Raw genomic sequence first — 16,377 nt, 5'->3', positions numbered from 1 at the left:
TAGCGTGATCTTCGGCGAAAACCCTGATACAGGCCACTTTTTGGGCCGCGCGGGCAGCAGCGAGGAACAAAAGGGCAGCCGCACCGCTCTGTACCTACTAGTATGTACAGTATGCCTTTCGTTCGCATTGACGCCCTGCGCGCCGACACCGCCCGCCTCGACGCGCTCGGCCGCGCCGTGCACGACGCCATGGTCGACACGATCGCGATCCCGCCCGACGACCGCTTCCAGGTCTTGACCAGCCATAACGGCACCCTTCGCTACGACGGCTTCCTTGGCATAGACCGCGACGACGACGTTGTCTTCGTCGCGATCACGATGCGCTCTGGCCGATCGCCCGAACTGAAACGGGCGCTGTACCGCCGGATCGCCGAGCTGGCGCATGAGTACGCGGGCACCGAGCCGCGGAACGTCGTGATCACGCTGACCGAAAACGAGCCGATCGACTGGTCATTCGGCCACGGCGTCGCGCAGTACGCACCGACGCCGGAAACCTGAACCCCCACCGGGCTTCCGTCTTAAGGCCGTCCTAATTTCCGGCGCCGCCCGCCGGGCGCGGACCTACGCTCGGATCATGAAGATCGCACTGTGGCTGGGAATGTGCGGGCTGTGCGCTGCCACCGGCCACGTGATCCTTGGTGTGATCGGGTTTCTGCTCCTCCTCGGCTGCGCCCTGGCCCCTGACTCCGACGAAATGAACGCCACTTTCACAACGTCGAGCGTTGTGAAAGTGGCGTTCACACGGATTGGCCGGTGGGGCCGGTCGAGGCGTTGTCGCCGAGCCGGGTCAGTAGTGCGGCGAGAAGGTGGAGCTCCGCCTCGCTGAAGCCTGCCCGCAGCCGTTTGTCGTGTGCGATGGCGGCCTTCGCGAGGCGGTGGAAGAGCGCCTCGCCCTCGTCGGTGATCTCGACCAGGTGCACCCGCCGGTTGTCCGGATCGCGGCGGCGCGTCACCAGGCCCGCGGTTTCCATCCCGTTGAGGTGATGGGTCAGCGTCGCGCCCTGGATGCCGACGTCCGCGGCGAGTTCGCGCTGGTTGGCGCGTCGCGCGGTCTTGAGGGACATGAGGATCTGCCAGATCGGCTGGGAGCCGCCCGCTTCCGCCAATGACAGGTCGAACGCGCGGCTCGCGGTCTTGGCCGTCTTGGTGAGGACCAGGCCGATGGGAGTGGTGACAGGGGCAGGCACCGTCGAACCGTACCGCACTCTAAGGGTTTGACATCTAACAGTTAGACATCTAACGTTGATGGCAGCCAAGCGAACGGGGAGAGATCATGAGCACCGAAGAAGAGATCCGCGCACTCGGCAAGCGCTGGGCCACGGCCGAAGAGCAAGGTGACAGGCAGGCACTCGACGAGCTGACGGTCGACGGCTTCCGGCTGGTCGGGCCGGTCGGGTTCGTGCTGGGCAAGGAGCAGTGGCTGGCGCGCTATGACGGCGGCGCGCTCGTCACGGAGTCGATCGACTGGTCCGACGTCGAGATCCTCGATCTCGGCGACACCGCGATCGCCATCGGGGTGCACGCACAAGTGGCGTCGTACCAGGGCAATCCCGCGAACGGGCGTTTCCGCGCCACCCATGTCGTGGTACGCCGGGATGACCAGTGGCGGCTCGCGAGTATCCATCTCAGCCCGATCGGCGGGCCAGCCCCGTTCGAAAAGCAGGGGAGCGCACGATGACCATCGAGCTGAATCACACGATCGTGTGGGCACGCGACCGCGACGCCTCCGCGGCCTTCCTGGCCGGAATCCTCGGCGTCCCGGTCGACCCGGTGACCGAGCCGTTCGCGCCGATCCGGCTCGGCAACGGCGTCACCCTCGACTACGCCCAGGCCGCCGAGGTCGCCAGCCAGCACTACGCGTTCCTGGTCGGCGAGGAGGAGTTCGACGCCGCGATGGGCCGGATCCGCGCCGCCGGGATCACGTTCTGGGCGGACCCGTTCCACCGGGAGCCCGGCGAGCTCAACTCCATGAACGGCGGCCGCGGCGTCTACTTCGAGGATCCGGACGGCCACAACATGGAACTGCTCACTCGGGCTTGAGTTCGACGCAGCAGCGGACGAAATCCCGCACGACCTGGTCCGCGTCGTCGTGCCATGCGACGCCGACCTCGGTCGGGCCGACGCCGGTCACCGGCCGGTAGACGACGCCCGGCCTGGCGTAGAAGCGGGCGGCGGACGCGGGGGCCAGCGCGACGCCGTAGCCGTTGGCGATGGCGTTGAGCCAGGCGTCGGGCTGGTCGGTGACGGCCCCGATCTTGGGCGGGCGCCCGTCGCGCTCGGCGGTGGCCAGCCAGTAGTCACGCCATTCGCCGGTGGTGCCGGGCGCGGCGACGAACGGCTCATCCCAGAGTTCGTGGAACGCGATCTCGTCGCGGTGCGCGAGGCGGTGGCCCAAGTGCAGCGCGACGACACGGGGTTCGCTGAACAGCTTCGCCACGCGCACCTTGTCCTGGCCGGGAAACGGCAGCCGCAGCAGCGCGACGTCGACCTCGCGGCCGGTCAGTCCGGCGGCGGGATTCGACCACGGCGCCTGGCGCATGTCGACCCGCCAGCCGGGGTGGCGCGCGGTGAACGCGGCGACGATCCGCTGCGTCGCCTCGTTCGCGGCGCTCGCGATGAACCCCACGCGCAGCACCCGGGCGTCGTTCTTGACCTGGCGCAGCGCCAGGTCCCAGCTCTCGAGCAGGGACGGCGCCCGTTCCGCGAGCGCCCGGCCTGGCTCGGTGAGCGCCATGCCCGCGCGTGACCGTTCGAAGAGCACGACGCCCAGCCGGGCTTCGAGCCGCTTGATCTGCTTGGTCAGCGACGGCTGCGACACGAACAGCCGCTGCGCCGCCCTGGTCAGGTTCCCCTCCTCGGCCACGGCGACGAAACAACGCAGCGCGCGGGTGTCGACATCCATGCCACAAGGTTATAGACACAGGTATTGGACGTGCGGAGCCCGTTTGGTGAGGGTTCTTGTCATGGCTTACGTGATCGTCACCCTCATCGCCGCGATCGCCAACCTCGGCGCGGCCGTCGCCGACTGGTCCCGCGCGAAGTTCGTGCTGGCCAACTCGGCCGAACTGGGCATCTCCGAGCGCTGGGTGCCCTATCTCGCCGCGCCCAAGGCGGCAGGCGCGCTGGGCCTCGTCGCGGGACTGCTCGGCTTCCGGCCGCTCGGGTTCGCCGCCGCGGTGGGGCTGATCTTCTTCTTCATCGGCGCCGTCGTGGTCCATGTGCGGGCGCGGGTGTTCCACAACCTCGGATATTCGTGTTGTTTTCTCGCACTGGCCGCGGGTTCGGCCGTGCTGGCGGCCGCCGGATGGTGAATGCTGGGTCCTGAACCAACAGCAACATCAGGAGGTACGCCATCGTGGCGACTACACGCACGGCACACACGGTCTGGGAAGGCGAGCTGCTCAAGGGCAGCGGAACGGTCACCTTCGACTCGTCCGGCATCGGGAGCCAGCCGGTGTCCTGGCCGTCCCGTGCCGAGCAGGCCAACGGCAAGACCAGCCCCGAGGAGCTCATCGCGGCCGCGCACTCCAGCTGCTTCTCGATGGCGCTGTCCCACGGCCTCACCGGCGCCGGTAACCCGCCGACCCGCCTGGAGACCAAGGCCGACGTCACCTTCCAGCCGGGTGAGGGCATCACCGGCATCCACCTCACCGTGCGCGGCGAGGTCCCCGGCCTGGACGAGGCCGCCTTCGTCGAGGCCGCCGAGGGCGCCAAGAAGAACTGCCCGGTCAGCCAGGCGCTGACCGGCACCACGATCACCCTGACGGCCGAGCTGGCCTAAGGGCAAGTGGGATAAAGCGGGCTTTATATCGGGACGCTTTTCCCCGATATAAAGCCCGCTTTATCCCGGTCGTGCGCCTACCTCTCGAACCTGATCGCGTCGACGTCGAAGAGTCCGCCCGATCCCGTTCCCTGGAACACGAAGTACAGCGCGCCCGTGCCACCAGGATCCGTGATCGACGTGGCGGGTATGTCCACATAGGTGTCCCAGCCGCCCGTATTCGAGACGGTCACGCGGTGCACGAGCGGACCAGTGACCGAGCCCGAGTGCACCTCGATCGTCCCGCCCGCGCCCGCGGACGACACCCGGTAGCCGATGCCGCGCAGCCCGGCCAGGTTCACCGGATCGAACTTGATCCAGTCACCCGGCTCGATGTACCCGACACGCTTGCCGCCGCTCGCGTCCGCCTGCGCGACCACCTGGATGCCGTTGGCCTCGGTGTAGAACTCGGCCTGCTTCAGCGACGGCTGCAACACGCTCTCCGCCGAGCCGGTCAGCGGGGGAGCACCCGTGCCGCCGCCGTCGGTGTACGTCGCGTTGATGACGCCGAAGACGTTCGCGTCGGCGCCGTGGCCGCCGTCCGCCGGGGTCGCGATCGTGCCTTCGCAGCCGGTCGCCCGGCTCAGCGGATGGCCGTGCCCCTCGTGGCCGAGGATGTACTCGACGATCACCTTCGAGCAGTCGACCGGCTTGTCATCCGTCACGTCGACCTTGAACGCCACCGTGTCGCCGAACGTGAAAACACTGCCGTTGAGCGGAGTGCGCAGGGTGACCGTCGGCGCCGTGTTGCCCGCGGTGACCACCACGCTCGCCGCGCCGGTCAAGCCGGTCGAGTCGGTCACCGAGAGTTTCGCGGTGTACTGCCCGGCCGAGTTGTACACAAAGGACACCGGGCCCGCCGAGGTCGAATCGGTCGTGCCGTTGCCGTCGAAGTCCCACGCGTAGGTCAGCGGCTGCCCGTCCGGGTCATGCGTCCCGGCCGGGTCGAAGCGGACCGTCAGCGGCGCGGGCCCGGACGTGCGGTCGGCCGCGATCTTGGCCACCGGGGTCCGGCTGCCCTGGGTGTAGTCGATGCGGTAGACGGCCGACTCCGCCGAGCCGCCGAAGTAGCCGCTGCCGTAGTCGAGCACGTAGAGCGCGCCGTCCGGGCCGAACTCGAGGTTCATCGGCCGGGTCAGAGTCATCGAGTCGAAGAACGGCTTGATCTCGCCGCGCTCGCCGTTCGGGCCGACGCCGATCTCCTTGATCCAGCCGCGTTCCCATTCGTAGGCGAAGGTCTTGCCGTCGAAGTACGCCGGGAACTTCGTCTTGGACGCCGACGCCGCGTCGTAGCGGTAGACCGGCCCGCCCATCGGCGACTCCGAGCCGTTCCCGAACTCCGGCACCGAACCGCCGTCGTAGGGGATCCACGCGCGCTGCACCGGCGGCAGGTTCGTCAGGCCGGTGTTGCGCGGGCTGGTGTTCTTCGGCGCCGCGCAGTCGAACGCCGCGCCGGACGTGCCGGTGGCGAAGTCGTAGTCCACAAAGGGCTGGTTGTCGCCGATGCAGTACGGCCAGCCGTAGTTGCCCGGCTGCTTGATCAGGTTGAACTCGACCGTCCCGCCGGGCCCGCGCGCCGGGTTCGCCGCGCCCGCGTCGGGGCCGTAGTCGCCGAGGTGCAGCCAGCCGGTCTTGCGGTCGACGGCGAACCGGAACGGGTTGCGGAAGCCCATCGCGTAGATCTCCGGCCGCGTCTTCGCGGTGCCGGGCTTGAACAGGTTGCCGCTCGGCACGCTGTACCCGCCGTTGGCGTTCACCTTGATACGCAGGACTTTCCCGCGCAGGTCGTTGGTGTTGCCCGCGCTGCGCTGCGCGTCGAAGACCGGGTTGCGGTTGGCGCGCTCGTCGATCGGGGTGAAGCCGTCCGACGCGAACGGGTTGCTGTCGTCCCCTGTGGACAGATACAGGTTGCCCTGCGCGTCGAAGTCGATCTCGCCACCGGCGTGGCAGCAGATCCCGCGTTCGGCGGGGATCTGCAGGATCTTCTGCTCGCTGCCGAGGTTCAACACGCCGTCCGTGCCCAGCTTGAAGCGGGACAGCTGGTTGTACCCCTTGAACGGCGCGAAATCGGCGACGGTCCCGGTCTCCGGGGCATCACCGTCCGGTGTGGACAGTTTGGGCGCGTAGTACAGGTACACCCAGCGGTTCGACGTGAACCCGGCGTCGATGGCCACGCCCTGCAGGCCGTCTTCGTCATGCGAGTACACCGGGAGCTGGCCGGCGAGCTTGGTCGTCGCGGCGGAACTCGTGTACCAGACGCGCCCGTCACGCGAGGTGTGCAGCACGTCGCGGTTCGGCAGCACCGCGAGCGCGATCGGCTCGCCGGTCTTCTCCTCGCCCTTGGCCAGCGTGATCTGGTCGAAGTCGGTGTCGACCGGCGCCGCGACGCTCGTGCCGCAGTCCGCGTCGACCATCTTGGCCGCGTACCGGATGCCGCCTGCGAGATGTGACCGGAACGCCGGATCGGTGTACGACTCCTGGGTGTGGCCGCCGCCGGTGTACCAGGAGCGCCCGCCCGCGTTCGTGTGGCACCAGGCGGTCGGGTGGTCGCCCATGGCGCCGTTGCCCGGCTCGTAGCTCTTCTCGTCGAGGCTCGCCAGCACATGGACCTTGCCACGCGGGTTTTGCCGGAAGTTGTACCACTCGTCGGTGCGCTTCCAGGTGCTCGGAAGGTCCACAGTGGACGGGTGGGCGTGGTCCTCGACGCGCACGTCCGCCTGCTGGATCTGCGGATGCGCGGCGAAGTAGGCGCCGACGAGGTTTCCGTACCACGGCCAGTCGTATTCGGTGTCGGACGCGGCGTGCACGCCCACGTAGCCGCCGCCCGCCTTGACGTAGCGTTCGAACGCCGCCTGCTGCGCGGCGTTCAGCACGTCACCGGTGGTCGACAGCCAGACGACTGCGTTGAAGCGCTTGAGGTTGGCGTCGGTGAAGGCGCCGGCGTCCTCGGTCGCCTCGACGCCGAAGTGGTACTGGGCGCCGAGTTCCTTGATCGCCTTGATCCCGGCGGGGATGGAGTCGTGCCGGTAGGCGGCGGTCTTCGAGAAGACCAGCACGTTCGCCACCTCGTGGGCGGGGGCTGCTTGGGCGGGGGAGACGAGCGAGGCGAACGCCGTCGTCACCGCCAGTGCGAGTTTCCAGATCTTCGGGGCCACGTTGCCCTCACTTTGTCATTTTGGAAGCACACTTTGGTCTGATTCATTCAAAAGTAAGGTGACGGGCGTCACCCGTCCAGGGGAACGGGCTCCCCGATGACCGAACTTCACCCGAAAAGTGGCACCCGGTTGACCTCATAATTCTGATCGATATGCTCTCCGCGAAACGCTCAAACGATCGTAAGGCTGTGTTATGCGCGAACCGGGTGACGAGCGGCGCCGCCGGATACTGGCGGTCGTGCGCGCGCGAGGCGAGGCGCGGGTCAGCGACCTCGCCGCCGAGCTCGAGGTCTCGGTGATCACCGTGCGCCGCGACGTCGAGGAGCTGGCGCGCGAGGGCAAACTCCGGCGTGGCCACGGCGTCGCCCGGTCGCTGGTCCCGGTGCCCAAGGCGCCGGTCATGCCCGACTCGAAGGACGGCACGGTCGCGCTGGTCGTCCCCGAGCGGCACGCCTATCTCAACGAGGTCGTCCACGGCGCGCGCACCGTGCTCGAGGAGGCGGGCATGCGCGTGGTGCTGCACATCGCGCCGCGTGTGCGCAGCGCGGAACAGCCGATCGTCGAACGGGTCGTCGCCGACGAGGTCGCCGGCCTGCTCATCGCGCCGCGCTGGCGGACCGCGGCCGACGAGGAGGCGGCGTACGGCTGGCTCGCCGAGGCCGGCGTGCCCACCGTGCTGATGGAACGCAGGCCGCGGCCGGGCAGCGCGCTGCACGCGGCCGACTCGGTGTGCACCGATCACTGGTACGGCATGCATCTCGCGGTCGAGCATTTGATCGCGCTCGGGCACCGGCGGATCGCGCTGGCCGCGCGTGACGACAGCCCGACCGCGCGGGCGCTGCGGGTGGCCTTCGCCGAGATCGCCACCGCGCGCACGGAGATCGACGACTGGACCGTGGTGCTCAGCGCGCCGGAGGCGGGCGCGGACCCCGGCACCCCGCCCGGCTCGGTGACCGAGCTCGTGCGCGTGCGGGGCGTCACCGGCGCGATCCTGCACGGCGACGATGACGCGTTGATGCTGGTCCAGCAGCTGGCCGACGCCGGCATCCGGGTGCCTGCCGACTGCTCGGTGGTCGCGTACGACGACGTCGTCGCCGCGCTCGGCCGGACGCCGCTGACCGCCGTCGCCCCGCCGAAGTCCGAGGTCGGGAAAGTGGCCGCCGAGCTGCTGCTGGACCGCCTCGGCAAGGCCAGCGCCGGGCGGCCGCGGCGGGTCGAGCTGATCCCCGAGCTGAAGGTGCGTGGATCGACCCAGCCGTACCTGACCGTTTGACCGCTTTGTGGCGAAGTATTGACCGTAAAACGCTCAGGTGAACAGAATGCGTTGTCCGCCACGCAGCGCAGGAGGCACCGATGCCCTCTCGACCGAGCCGACGGTCCGTGCTCGCCGCGGCGCTCGCCCTTCCGCTGGCCGGGTGTTCGGGCGGCGGAAGCACCTCGAGCGGCCCGGCCCGGATCACCTTCTGGTCGGCACTGCGCGGTAGCCAGCAGGTGGTCGACGCGTTCAACCGCAGCCAGAAGCGGATCCAGGTCGTCTTCCAGCAGATCCCCGGCGGGCAGCAGGGCGGCTACGCGAAGCTGAGCAACGCCGCCCGTGCCGGGAACGCGCCGGACGTCGCCACCATCGAGTACCCGCAGGTGCCGGGGTTCGCCATCGACGGCGTCACCCGCGACCTCACCGGCCTGCTGAGCGACCGCTTGCGTCAGAAGCTGCTTCCGCAGGCGCTGGGCCTCACGACGTTCGGCGGCCGGGTGTACACCGTGCCGCTCGACGTGGAGCCGATGGTGCTGCACTACCGCACGGATTTGTTCGAGCAGCACGGTTTGCGGGTCCCGCGCACCTGGGACGAGTTCGCCGCGACGGCGCGCACCGTGCGCGACAAGGCACCCGGCCGCAAGCTCGCGCTGTTCCCCACCGATGGCGCGTTGCAGTTCGCCGCGCATTCCTGGCAGGCGGGCGCGCGCTGGTTCGACACGAGCCAAGGCGCCTGGAACGTCTCGCTCACCGATGCGCCGACCCGCCGTGTCGCCGCGTTCTGGCAAGGGCTGATCGACGACGAACTGCTCTTCGCGAACCCGTCGCTGGGCAGGCAAAGCGACTCGCAGATCGGCCAGGGGCTCGTCTTTGCGAGGTACACCGGCGCGTGGGACGCGGGCGCGCAGATGAAGGCGCGCCCGGGGCAGAAGGGAAAGTGGGCCATCGCGCCGCTCCCGCAGTGGGATCCGGCGCACCCGGTCGTCGGCACGCACGGCGGATCGACCTTCGCGATCACCAAGGACAGCCAGAATCCCGAAGCCGCCATGGAGTTCATCGAATGGCAGGTCTCGCATCCCGACTCGTTGCGCGCCAGGCTGTCCAGCGGCACCAGCAGCCAGTACCCGGCCGCACCCGCGCTGGTCGACGTCGGGCGCGCCGCCTTCGATCGCGCCTACTACGGCGGCCAGGACATCTACAGCCTCTTCGACGCCGAGGCCACCAAGATCCGCGACGGCTGGACCTGGGGGCCGCGGATGACCGCCACCCAGCGCGTGATGGAGGACGGTTTCGCGCTCGCGGGCGCGGGCGACGGAACGTTGCTCGACGCGGTCCGCGAAGCGCAGCGCGGCACGATGCCCGACCTCAAGGCACTCGGCCTCACCACCACCGAGCACAGCTCCTAGAAAGGAGGTGATCCCCGATGGCCACATCCGCCACCCGGCGCCGTGAACGCTCCGCCTGCGCCGCGCTCATGGCGCCGTTCTTCCTGCTTCTCTTGCTGGTCTTCCTGATCCCCGTGGGGACGGCTGTCTGGCTAAGCTTCTTCGGCGACGACCAGCCGGGCCTGGGCTTCGGCGAAGAGCGCACGATCTTCGTCGGCCTGCGCAGCTATGCGGCCGTGCTGACCGACCCGACGTTCCTCAATGGACTCGGGACAGTCGCGCTGTACTGCCTGATCTACCTCCCGGCGTTGGTGGTCGGCGCGCTGGTGCTGGCGCTGCTGCTCGACTCCGGTGTCGCGAAGCTGCGCGCGTGGGCGCAGCTGGGGCTGTTCCTGCCGCACGCGGTGCCGGGGATCATCGCCGCGATCATCTGGCTTTACCTCTACACACCGGGGATCAGCCCGGTGATCGACCTGCTCGGCAAGGCCGACATCACGGTGAACTTCCTCGGCGTGCACGCGGTCGTGCCCGCCATGGTGAACATCGCGCTGTGGAGCAACCTCGGCTACAACATGGTGATCTTCTACGCCGCGCTGCAAGCCGTCCCGCGTGAGGTGATCGAGGCCGCGGTCGTCGACGGCGCCGGCCCGGTGCGCCTGGCGCTGCGGATCAAGACGCCGCTGGTCAGGGCCTCGGTGGTGATGGTCGCGTTGTTCACGCTGATCTGGGCGCTGCAGTTGTTCACCGAGCCGATGCTGCTGAGCCAGGCGACGCCGATCATCAACTCGCGCTTCTCGCCGAGCATGTACATCTTCGACGCGGCCTTCACTCGCAACAACTACGGGCTGGCCGCCGCCGCGTCGGTGGTACTGCTCGCGTGCACGATCACACTGTCCTATGTGGTCACCCGCTGGACCAACCGGACCAGGGAGGCCCGATGAGCACGCTGGCGATGAGACCGAAGATTCTGGGGCGCACCGCCGTCAACGTCGTGATCGGCATCTCGGTGCTGTACACCTTGCTCCCGGTGCTGTGGCTGGTGCTCGCCGCGTCGAAGGACCGTGACGCGTTGTTCGGCAGCGATCTGCTGACCTTGCACGGCTTTTCGCCGATCAAGAACCTGCAAGATCTGTTCTCAATGGACAAGGGCATCTACGGCCGCTGGTACGTCAACAGCCTGCTGTACGCGGTCGTCGGCGCCGCGGCGAGCGCGCTGGTGAGCGTCGCGGCGGGCTACGCGTTCGACAAATACAGCTTCCGGCACAAGGAAAAGCTGTTCGGGCTGGTACTCGCCGCGGTCATGGTGCCGCAGACTGTGCTCGCGCTGCCGCTGTACCTGATGGCGTCGGGCGCGGGCCTGGTCAACACGTTCTGGTCGGTGTTCATCCCGGTGCTGTTCAACCCGTTCGGCGTCTATCTCGGGCGGATTTTCAGCCAGGGCTACGTGCCCGACGAAGTGCTGGAGGCCGCGCGGATGGACGGCGCGAGCGAGCTGGCCATGTACTGGAAGGTCGCGCTGCGGATGCTCGGGCCGGGCTTCGTGACGATCTTCCTGTTCCAGCTGACGGCCATCTGGAACAACTTCTTCCTCCCGATGGTGATGCTCTCCGACCAGAAGCTGTACCCGGTGAGCCTCGGCCTGTACACCTGGAACAGCTCGGCGACCGTGTCACCCGAGTACTACCCGGTCGTGATCATGGGTTCGCTGCTCGCGGTGCTGCCGCTCGTGCTCGCTTTTATTCTGCTGCAACGATTCTGGCGTTCCGGTCTCACCGCGGGAGCCGTCAAGTGAGCCCACGTGCCGCGCTGGCGATGTCGCGGCAGGCCGCCGACGCCGTGATCGACGCGCGGGCGCTGGCCGCGTTCGGCGAGGTTTGTTCACTGGCCCCCGGTGTGCTCGATTCCTTCGAGAACGCTCATGCGGTGCTCGCGGACGTCGAAGTGCTGATCACCGGCTGGGGTTGCCCTCGGCTGGACGCGGACGTGCTGTCCGCCGCGCCGCGGTTACGCGCCATCGTGCACACCGCCGGATCTGTGCACGCGCACGTCACCGAGGCTTGCTGGGAGCGGGGGATCGAGGTCGCGTCGGCGGCCTCGGCCAACGCGCTCCCGGTCGCCGAGTACACGGTCGCGATGATCATGCTGACCGGCAAGCGCGTGCTGGAGCGCGCCCGGGACTACCGGGCCACGCGACGCACCGAAGGCTCGTTGCGCACGCCGCACTCGGTCGGCAATTTCGGCCGTACGGTCGGGATTCTGTCGGCTTCGCTGATCGGCCGCCGGGTGATCGAGTTGCTGCGGCCGTACGACCTGCGCGTGCTCCTGCATGACCCTTACGTGAGCGCCGACGAGGCGGCTGAACTCGGTGTCGAAGCGGTGAGTATTGAAGCGTTGTTCACCCGCTCCGATGTCGTGAGTGTCCACACGCCACTGTTGCCCGCGACGCGTGGCCTGGTCAGCCGCGATCTCATCGCCTCGATGCGTGCCGACGCGGTGCTGCTCAACACGGCGCGCGGCGCGATCGTCGACCAGGACGCGCTCGCCGAGGCGGCGGTCGACGGACGGATCCGCGCGGTGCTGGACGTCACCGATCCCGAGGTGCTGCCCGCCTCGCATCCGTTGTGGGACAGCGACAACGTGCTGATCACTCCGCATCTGGCCGGTTCGCAGGGCAATGAGTGGCAGCGCCTGGTGGACCTGGCCGTCTCCGAGGTCGGCCGCTGGGCCGCCGGGGTGCCGTTCGCCCATCCGGTTCGACGCGAAAGGCTGGACCGCACCGCATGAGGCTCCCACCCGAAGACCGGGACCTGAGCCCGCACACCGGATACACCCGCGCGCACTGGGAAGCCGCCGCCGACGGCCTGCTCGAAGCGGCTTGGCGCTGGTCGAGCCCTCGCGGGGCGTTCCTGGACCTGCCCGGCCGCCCGTCGAAGAGCGGGGTCCGGTCCGACGGCCTCGAAGGCTACGCGCGCACGTTCCTGGCCGCCGCGTTCCGGATCGCCGGTGCCGGCGGCGCGGACCCGAATGGCCTGCTTTCCCGTTACGCCGAAGGGCTTTCCGCTGGGACCGCCCGCGACGGCGCGGAGTCGTGGCCGGTCATCCTGGACCATTTCACGCAGGGGCAGCCGATGGTCGAGTCGGCGTCCGTGGCGCTCGGCTTGCGCCTGACCCGGCCTTGGCTGTGGGACCGGCTCGATCCGGAGGTGCAGGACCGGGCCGAGGAGTGGTTGCGCGGGGCGTTGCGGCACGTGCCCGCGCCGAACAACTGGTACCTGTTCCCGTTCACTGTCGCGGGTTTCCTGGAGTCGGTCGGCCGCGGTGACGCGGAGACGGCGTCTGCCCGTGGCCGGGCCTTGGAGCTGCTGGAGACCTGGTATCACGGCCAGGGCTGGTACTCCGACGGCGACGGCCGCGCGTTCGACCACTACAACGGCTGGGCGTTGCATCTGTATCCGGTCCTGGACGGCTACCTGGCAGGGAAGTCGTTGCACGGTGATCGACTCCGGGAGCATCTGGAAAGCTTCTCGCTGCTGTTCGGGGCCGATGGCTCACCGATCCATTTCGGACGGTCTTTGACGTATCGGTTCGCCGCGGCTTCGGCGGTGGGGCTCGGGGCGGTGACTGGTTCGACGCCGCTCGCGCTGGGTGTGTCACGGCGGCTGCTGAGCGGGTCGCTCCGGTATTTCCTGGAGCGTGCCGCCGTCGACGAGAACGGGCTGCTCAGCTTGGGCTGGCATGGTCCGCATGAGCCGACGCTGCAGTCCTACTCGGGACCTGGGTCGCCTTACTGGGCTTCGAAAGCCTTTGTGTGCTTGCTGGCCGGTGCTGATCATCCATTGTGGACCTCAGTCGAGGAGGCTGCGCCGAGCGAGGGGCCGGATCGGGTGCTGGCGTTGCCCGAACCTGGGTTCCTGGTGCAGTCGTCGGGCGGGATCGTCCGGTTGCACAACCACGGCAGCGACCATGTCCGGCCATTCGAAGGCGAAGTGGCCGGTGACGACGATCCCCACTACGGCAGGCTCGCTTACTCGACCCACACCGGTCCCACCTCGGCCGGAAACCCGGCCGACAACCACTTCGCCGTGGTGGTCGCGGGGGTGCGGAGTGTACGGCGCCGGATCCATCCGTTGGGGGCCGCGGAGAACTGGGCGGCCTCGTGGCATCGGCCGGTCTTCGCGACGGGCTCACCCATGGTGCCTGGGCTGCGAGTCGAGAGCTTGACCGTCGCCCGTGGCGTTCACGAGTTGCGGGTGCATCGGGTGATCGGGGCCCCGCCAGGCGCTCGTGTCGAACTGACCGGCTGGGCCACTGGCGCCGAGGCGGTTTCGTCGCTACGGCCGCTTCAGGGCTGGACGGACGAGGACGAGGTCGTCGCGCCCCAGGGGACCGCTTACACGGCCTGGGCCCGGATGCCCCGCTTGACCGGCGACGCTTCGGCCGGGCTCTTCGTCGCCTTGGCCACCTTGAGCGCGGACGCTCTGCCCGATACGCCTACGACCTTTACAGACCTGACCTTCACGTGGCCGGACGGCGTGACGACCCACCTCGCCCTCGAGCCGCTGGGTGTGTCGTGAGTGGCATTGCCGGTTCTAACCGGCCAAAACACTCACGACCCCGGTGGGCGGTCGGCGGGCTGGTGGCCGTGCTCGTGGTCGGCTTCGCCACCGACGCGCACGCCGAGCCGTACGAGCGCGTGCTCAACGGGACGTTCAGCATTGGCAAGGCTCCCTGGTGGAGCAGCGGGAACACACCGTCGACAGTGGACTCCGGGCGGCTCTGCGCCGATGTCCCGGCGGGCACGGTGAACCCGTGGGAGTCGATGATCGGCCAGAACGACATCCCGCTGGAGGCCGGTCAGCCGTACACGCTGCGGTTCACCGCCTCGGCGAGCCGCGACGTGACGATCCGCGCCGCGCTGGGGCTCGCCGTCCCGCCGAGCACGACCAGCTTCACCAAGCCCGCCGCGCTGACCGGCACACCCACGACCTTCGAGTTCACCGGGCCCGCCGCGGTGTCCACGCTCCACGGCCAGGTCGGTTTCCAAGCCGGTGGCGCCACTCAGGCGTACAGGCTGTGTTTGGACGACGTCTCGCTGACCGGCGGCGCGATCCCGCCCGGCGGCGGGCGGACGTTCGGCTCGCCGGTCCGGGTCAACCAGGTTGGCTACGCGGTGTCCGGGCCCAAGCAGGCGTCCATTGTGGACGCCACTCGCGAGCCCGTGCGCTGGCGGCTGCTCGACGCTTCAGGCGCGATCGCGGCGGAAGGCGAGACGCGGGTCCGCGGCGACGACGCGATGTCGGGTGACCACGTGCACCTCGCCGACTTCAGCGGCTTCCGGAAGGCCGGGACCGGCTACACGATCGCGGTCGGCGACGCGGTCAGCCTGCCGTTCGACATCGCCGAGAATCTGTACGGCTCGTTGCGCCGCGACGCGCTCAAGTACTTCTACTACAACCGCAGCGGCATCGCGATCGTCGGTGACCCGTACGCGCGTCCGGCGGGCCATCTCGGCGTCGCGCCCAACAAGGGCGATATCCAGGTGCCCTGCAGGCCCGGTACCTGCGACTACTCGCTCGACGTGCGCGGCGGCTGGTACGACGCGGGCGATCAGGGCAAGTACGTCGTCAACGGCGCGCTCGCCGCGTGGCAGCTCATGGACTCCTACGAGCGGTCACCGTCCACTCCGGACGTGCTCGACGAGGCGCGCTGGGAGATGGAGTTCCTGCTGCGCATGCAGGTTCCTGACGGCAAGCCGCTCGCGGGCATGGCACACCACAAGATCCACGACGAGGCGTGGACCCCGCTCCCGACCCAGCCGCAGAACGATCCTCAGCCGCGCTACCTGCATCCGCCGTCGACGGCCGCCACGCTCAATCTCGCCGCTGCCGGTGCGCAGTGCGCGCGTGTCTGGGCCGTGCGGGATCCGGCTTTCGCGAAGCGTTGCCTGAGCGTCGCGGAGAAGGCGTGGAACGCGGCCGTCGCGCATCCCGCCGTCTACGCGCCGCGTGAGGACAACGTCGGAGGCGGGCCATACGACGACACGAACGTCACCGACGAGTTCTCGTGGGCCGGTGCGGAGCTGTACGCGACCACGGGCAAGCGGTCCTATTTGGACAGGGTGACCACCAGGCTCACGGCCGACGGTTTCTCCTGGAAGGACACCGGGGGACTGGCCGACCTGACCATCGTGCGACTGCCATCCCGATTCCCCGCGGATCGAGTGCGCGCGGCCCGTTCGCGTGTCCTCGCGGTCGCCGACGGCTATGTGCGCGACCTGAAGGCGCAGGGCTATCCCAACCCTTACCTGCCAGCGGACGGCCAGTACGCCTGGGGATCGAATAGCGCGACCACGAACAACGCGATGATCATCGCGACCGCGTACGACCTCACCCATCGCGCCGGCTACCGCGACGCGGTGCTCGAGTCGATGGACTACCTGCTCGGGCGCAACGCGCTGAACCAGTCGTTCGTGACCGGGTACGGCGAGCGGGCCAGTCACAACCAGCACCACCGGATCTTCGCCCACGAACTCGACCCGAAGCTGCCGGAGCCGCCGCCCGGTTCCCTCGCGGGCGGCCCCAACTCCGCGCTGGCGGACCCCGTCGCGCAGCAGAACCTCCCGGGCTGCCCGCCCGCGAAGTGCTACATCGACGAGATTGGGTCCTATTCGACCAACGAGGTGGCCATCAACTGGAACTCCTCGCTGGTCTGGATAACCGCCTTCGTGGGGTCGTGAGTGGTATGGCCGGTTAGAACCGGCCG

General features: G+C 68.9%; 15 protein-coding genes. 12 read left to right on the top strand and 3 right to left on the bottom strand.

The features are described from left to right. Positions 1 to 111 precede the first annotated feature (111 nt). Positions 112 to 498 carry a tautomerase family protein gene (locus tag BLV57_RS20935; protein ID WP_091291253.1) on the top strand — a complete coding sequence of 129 codons (387 nt, stop codon included), beginning with the start codon at positions 112 to 114 and terminating at the stop codon, positions 496 to 498. 239 nt (positions 499 to 737) lie between these two features. Here BLV57_RS20935 and BLV57_RS20930 read toward each other — a convergent pair whose 3' ends face one another. Further along, a complete protein-coding gene (locus BLV57_RS20930) occupies positions 738 to 1,187 on the bottom strand; it encodes a MarR family winged helix-turn-helix transcriptional regulator (RefSeq protein WP_091291952.1) in 450 nt (149 codons plus the stop codon). A gap of 86 nt (positions 1,188 to 1,273) precedes the next feature. On the opposite strand from BLV57_RS20930, the gene BLV57_RS20925 reads away from it, so the two are divergent. Together BLV57_RS20925 and BLV57_RS20920 are read left to right on the top strand one after the other, a co-directional pair. After that, positions 1,274 to 1,678: a nuclear transport factor 2 family protein gene (locus BLV57_RS20925; protein ID WP_091291251.1), complete on the top strand. Its 405-nt coding sequence runs from the start codon at positions 1,274 to 1,276 to the stop codon at positions 1,676 to 1,678. Further along, the gene (locus BLV57_RS20920) at positions 1,675 to 2,040 is read left to right on the top strand and encodes a VOC family protein (protein ID WP_091291249.1); all 366 of its coding nucleotides are present in this window, start codon (positions 1,675 to 1,677) and stop codon (positions 2,038 to 2,040) included. Before BLV57_RS20925 ends, BLV57_RS20920 begins: the two co-directional genes overlap by 4 nt. On the opposite strand, the gene BLV57_RS20915 is transcribed toward BLV57_RS20920, so the two are convergent. Further along, a complete protein-coding gene (locus BLV57_RS20915) occupies positions 2,027 to 2,902 on the bottom strand; it encodes a LysR family transcriptional regulator (RefSeq protein WP_091291247.1) in 876 nt (291 codons plus the stop codon). The two genes, BLV57_RS20920 and BLV57_RS20915, sit on opposite strands and share 14 nt — an antisense overlap. 61 nt (positions 2,903 to 2,963) lie before the next feature. On the opposite strand from BLV57_RS20915, the gene BLV57_RS20910 reads away from it, so the two are divergent. Together BLV57_RS20910 and BLV57_RS20905 are read left to right on the top strand one after the other, a co-directional pair. Further along, on the top strand, positions 2,964 to 3,311 hold the full coding sequence (locus tag BLV57_RS20910; protein ID WP_218134849.1) for a DoxX family protein: 348 nt from the start codon (positions 2,964 to 2,966) through the stop codon (positions 3,309 to 3,311). 44 nt (positions 3,312 to 3,355) lie between these two features. Then, complete coding sequence (locus BLV57_RS20905; protein ID WP_091291244.1) at positions 3,356 to 3,781, top strand: OsmC family protein; 426 nt, start codon at positions 3,356 to 3,358, stop codon at positions 3,779 to 3,781. 77 nt (positions 3,782 to 3,858) lie between these two features. Here the strand turns inward: BLV57_RS20905 and BLV57_RS20900 are convergent, their stop codons facing one another. Further along, on the bottom strand, positions 3,859 to 6,942 hold the full coding sequence (locus BLV57_RS20900; protein ID WP_091291950.1) for a ThuA domain-containing protein: 3,084 nt from the start codon (positions 6,940 to 6,942) through the stop codon (positions 3,859 to 3,861). A 226-nt stretch (positions 6,943 to 7,168) separates the two neighbouring features. Between BLV57_RS20900 and BLV57_RS20895 the strand changes: the two genes are divergently transcribed. From BLV57_RS20895 to BLV57_RS20865, 7 genes are all read left to right on the top strand, one after another. Then, a complete protein-coding gene (locus BLV57_RS20895; protein ID WP_091291242.1) occupies positions 7,169 to 8,248 on the top strand; it encodes a substrate-binding domain-containing protein in 1,080 nt (359 codons plus the stop codon). An 80-nt stretch (positions 8,249 to 8,328) separates the two neighbouring features. Then, a complete protein-coding gene (locus BLV57_RS20890; protein WP_091291240.1) occupies positions 8,329 to 9,636 on the top strand; it encodes an ABC transporter substrate-binding protein in 1,308 nt (435 codons plus the stop codon). 17 nt (positions 9,637 to 9,653) lie between these two features. Beyond that, positions 9,654 to 10,556, top strand: a complete 903-nt coding sequence (locus tag BLV57_RS20885) for a carbohydrate ABC transporter permease (RefSeq protein WP_091291239.1) — start codon at positions 9,654 to 9,656, stop codon at positions 10,554 to 10,556. Then, positions 10,553 to 11,407, top strand: a complete 855-nt coding sequence (locus BLV57_RS20880) for a carbohydrate ABC transporter permease (RefSeq protein WP_091291237.1) — start codon at positions 10,553 to 10,555, stop codon at positions 11,405 to 11,407. Before BLV57_RS20885 ends, BLV57_RS20880 begins: the two co-directional genes overlap by 4 nt. Beyond that, positions 11,404 to 12,399 carry a hydroxyacid dehydrogenase gene (locus BLV57_RS20875; protein ID WP_245757435.1) on the top strand — a complete coding sequence of 332 codons (996 nt, stop codon included), beginning with the start codon at positions 11,404 to 11,406 and terminating at the stop codon, positions 12,397 to 12,399. The genes BLV57_RS20880 and BLV57_RS20875 overlap by 4 nt, the downstream gene beginning before the upstream one ends. Further along, the gene (locus BLV57_RS20870) at positions 12,396 to 14,189 is read left to right on the top strand and encodes a DUF2264 domain-containing protein (RefSeq protein ID WP_091291235.1); all 1,794 of its coding nucleotides are present in this window, start codon (positions 12,396 to 12,398) and stop codon (positions 14,187 to 14,189) included. Before BLV57_RS20875 ends, BLV57_RS20870 begins: the two co-directional genes overlap by 4 nt. Before the next feature lie 62 nt (positions 14,190 to 14,251). Then, entirely contained in the window at positions 14,252 to 16,351 is a 2,100-nt protein-coding gene (locus BLV57_RS20865; protein ID WP_218134848.1) for a glycoside hydrolase family 9 protein, read from the top strand. Positions 16,352 to 16,377 lie beyond the last annotated feature (26 nt).

Origin of the sequence: Amycolatopsis xylanica (assembly GCF_900107045.1) — a bacterium.
Taxonomy (GTDB): Bacteria; Actinomycetota; Actinomycetes; order Mycobacteriales; family Pseudonocardiaceae; genus Amycolatopsis; species Amycolatopsis xylanica.
This window is presented reverse-complemented; position numbering and strand designations above follow the sequence as displayed.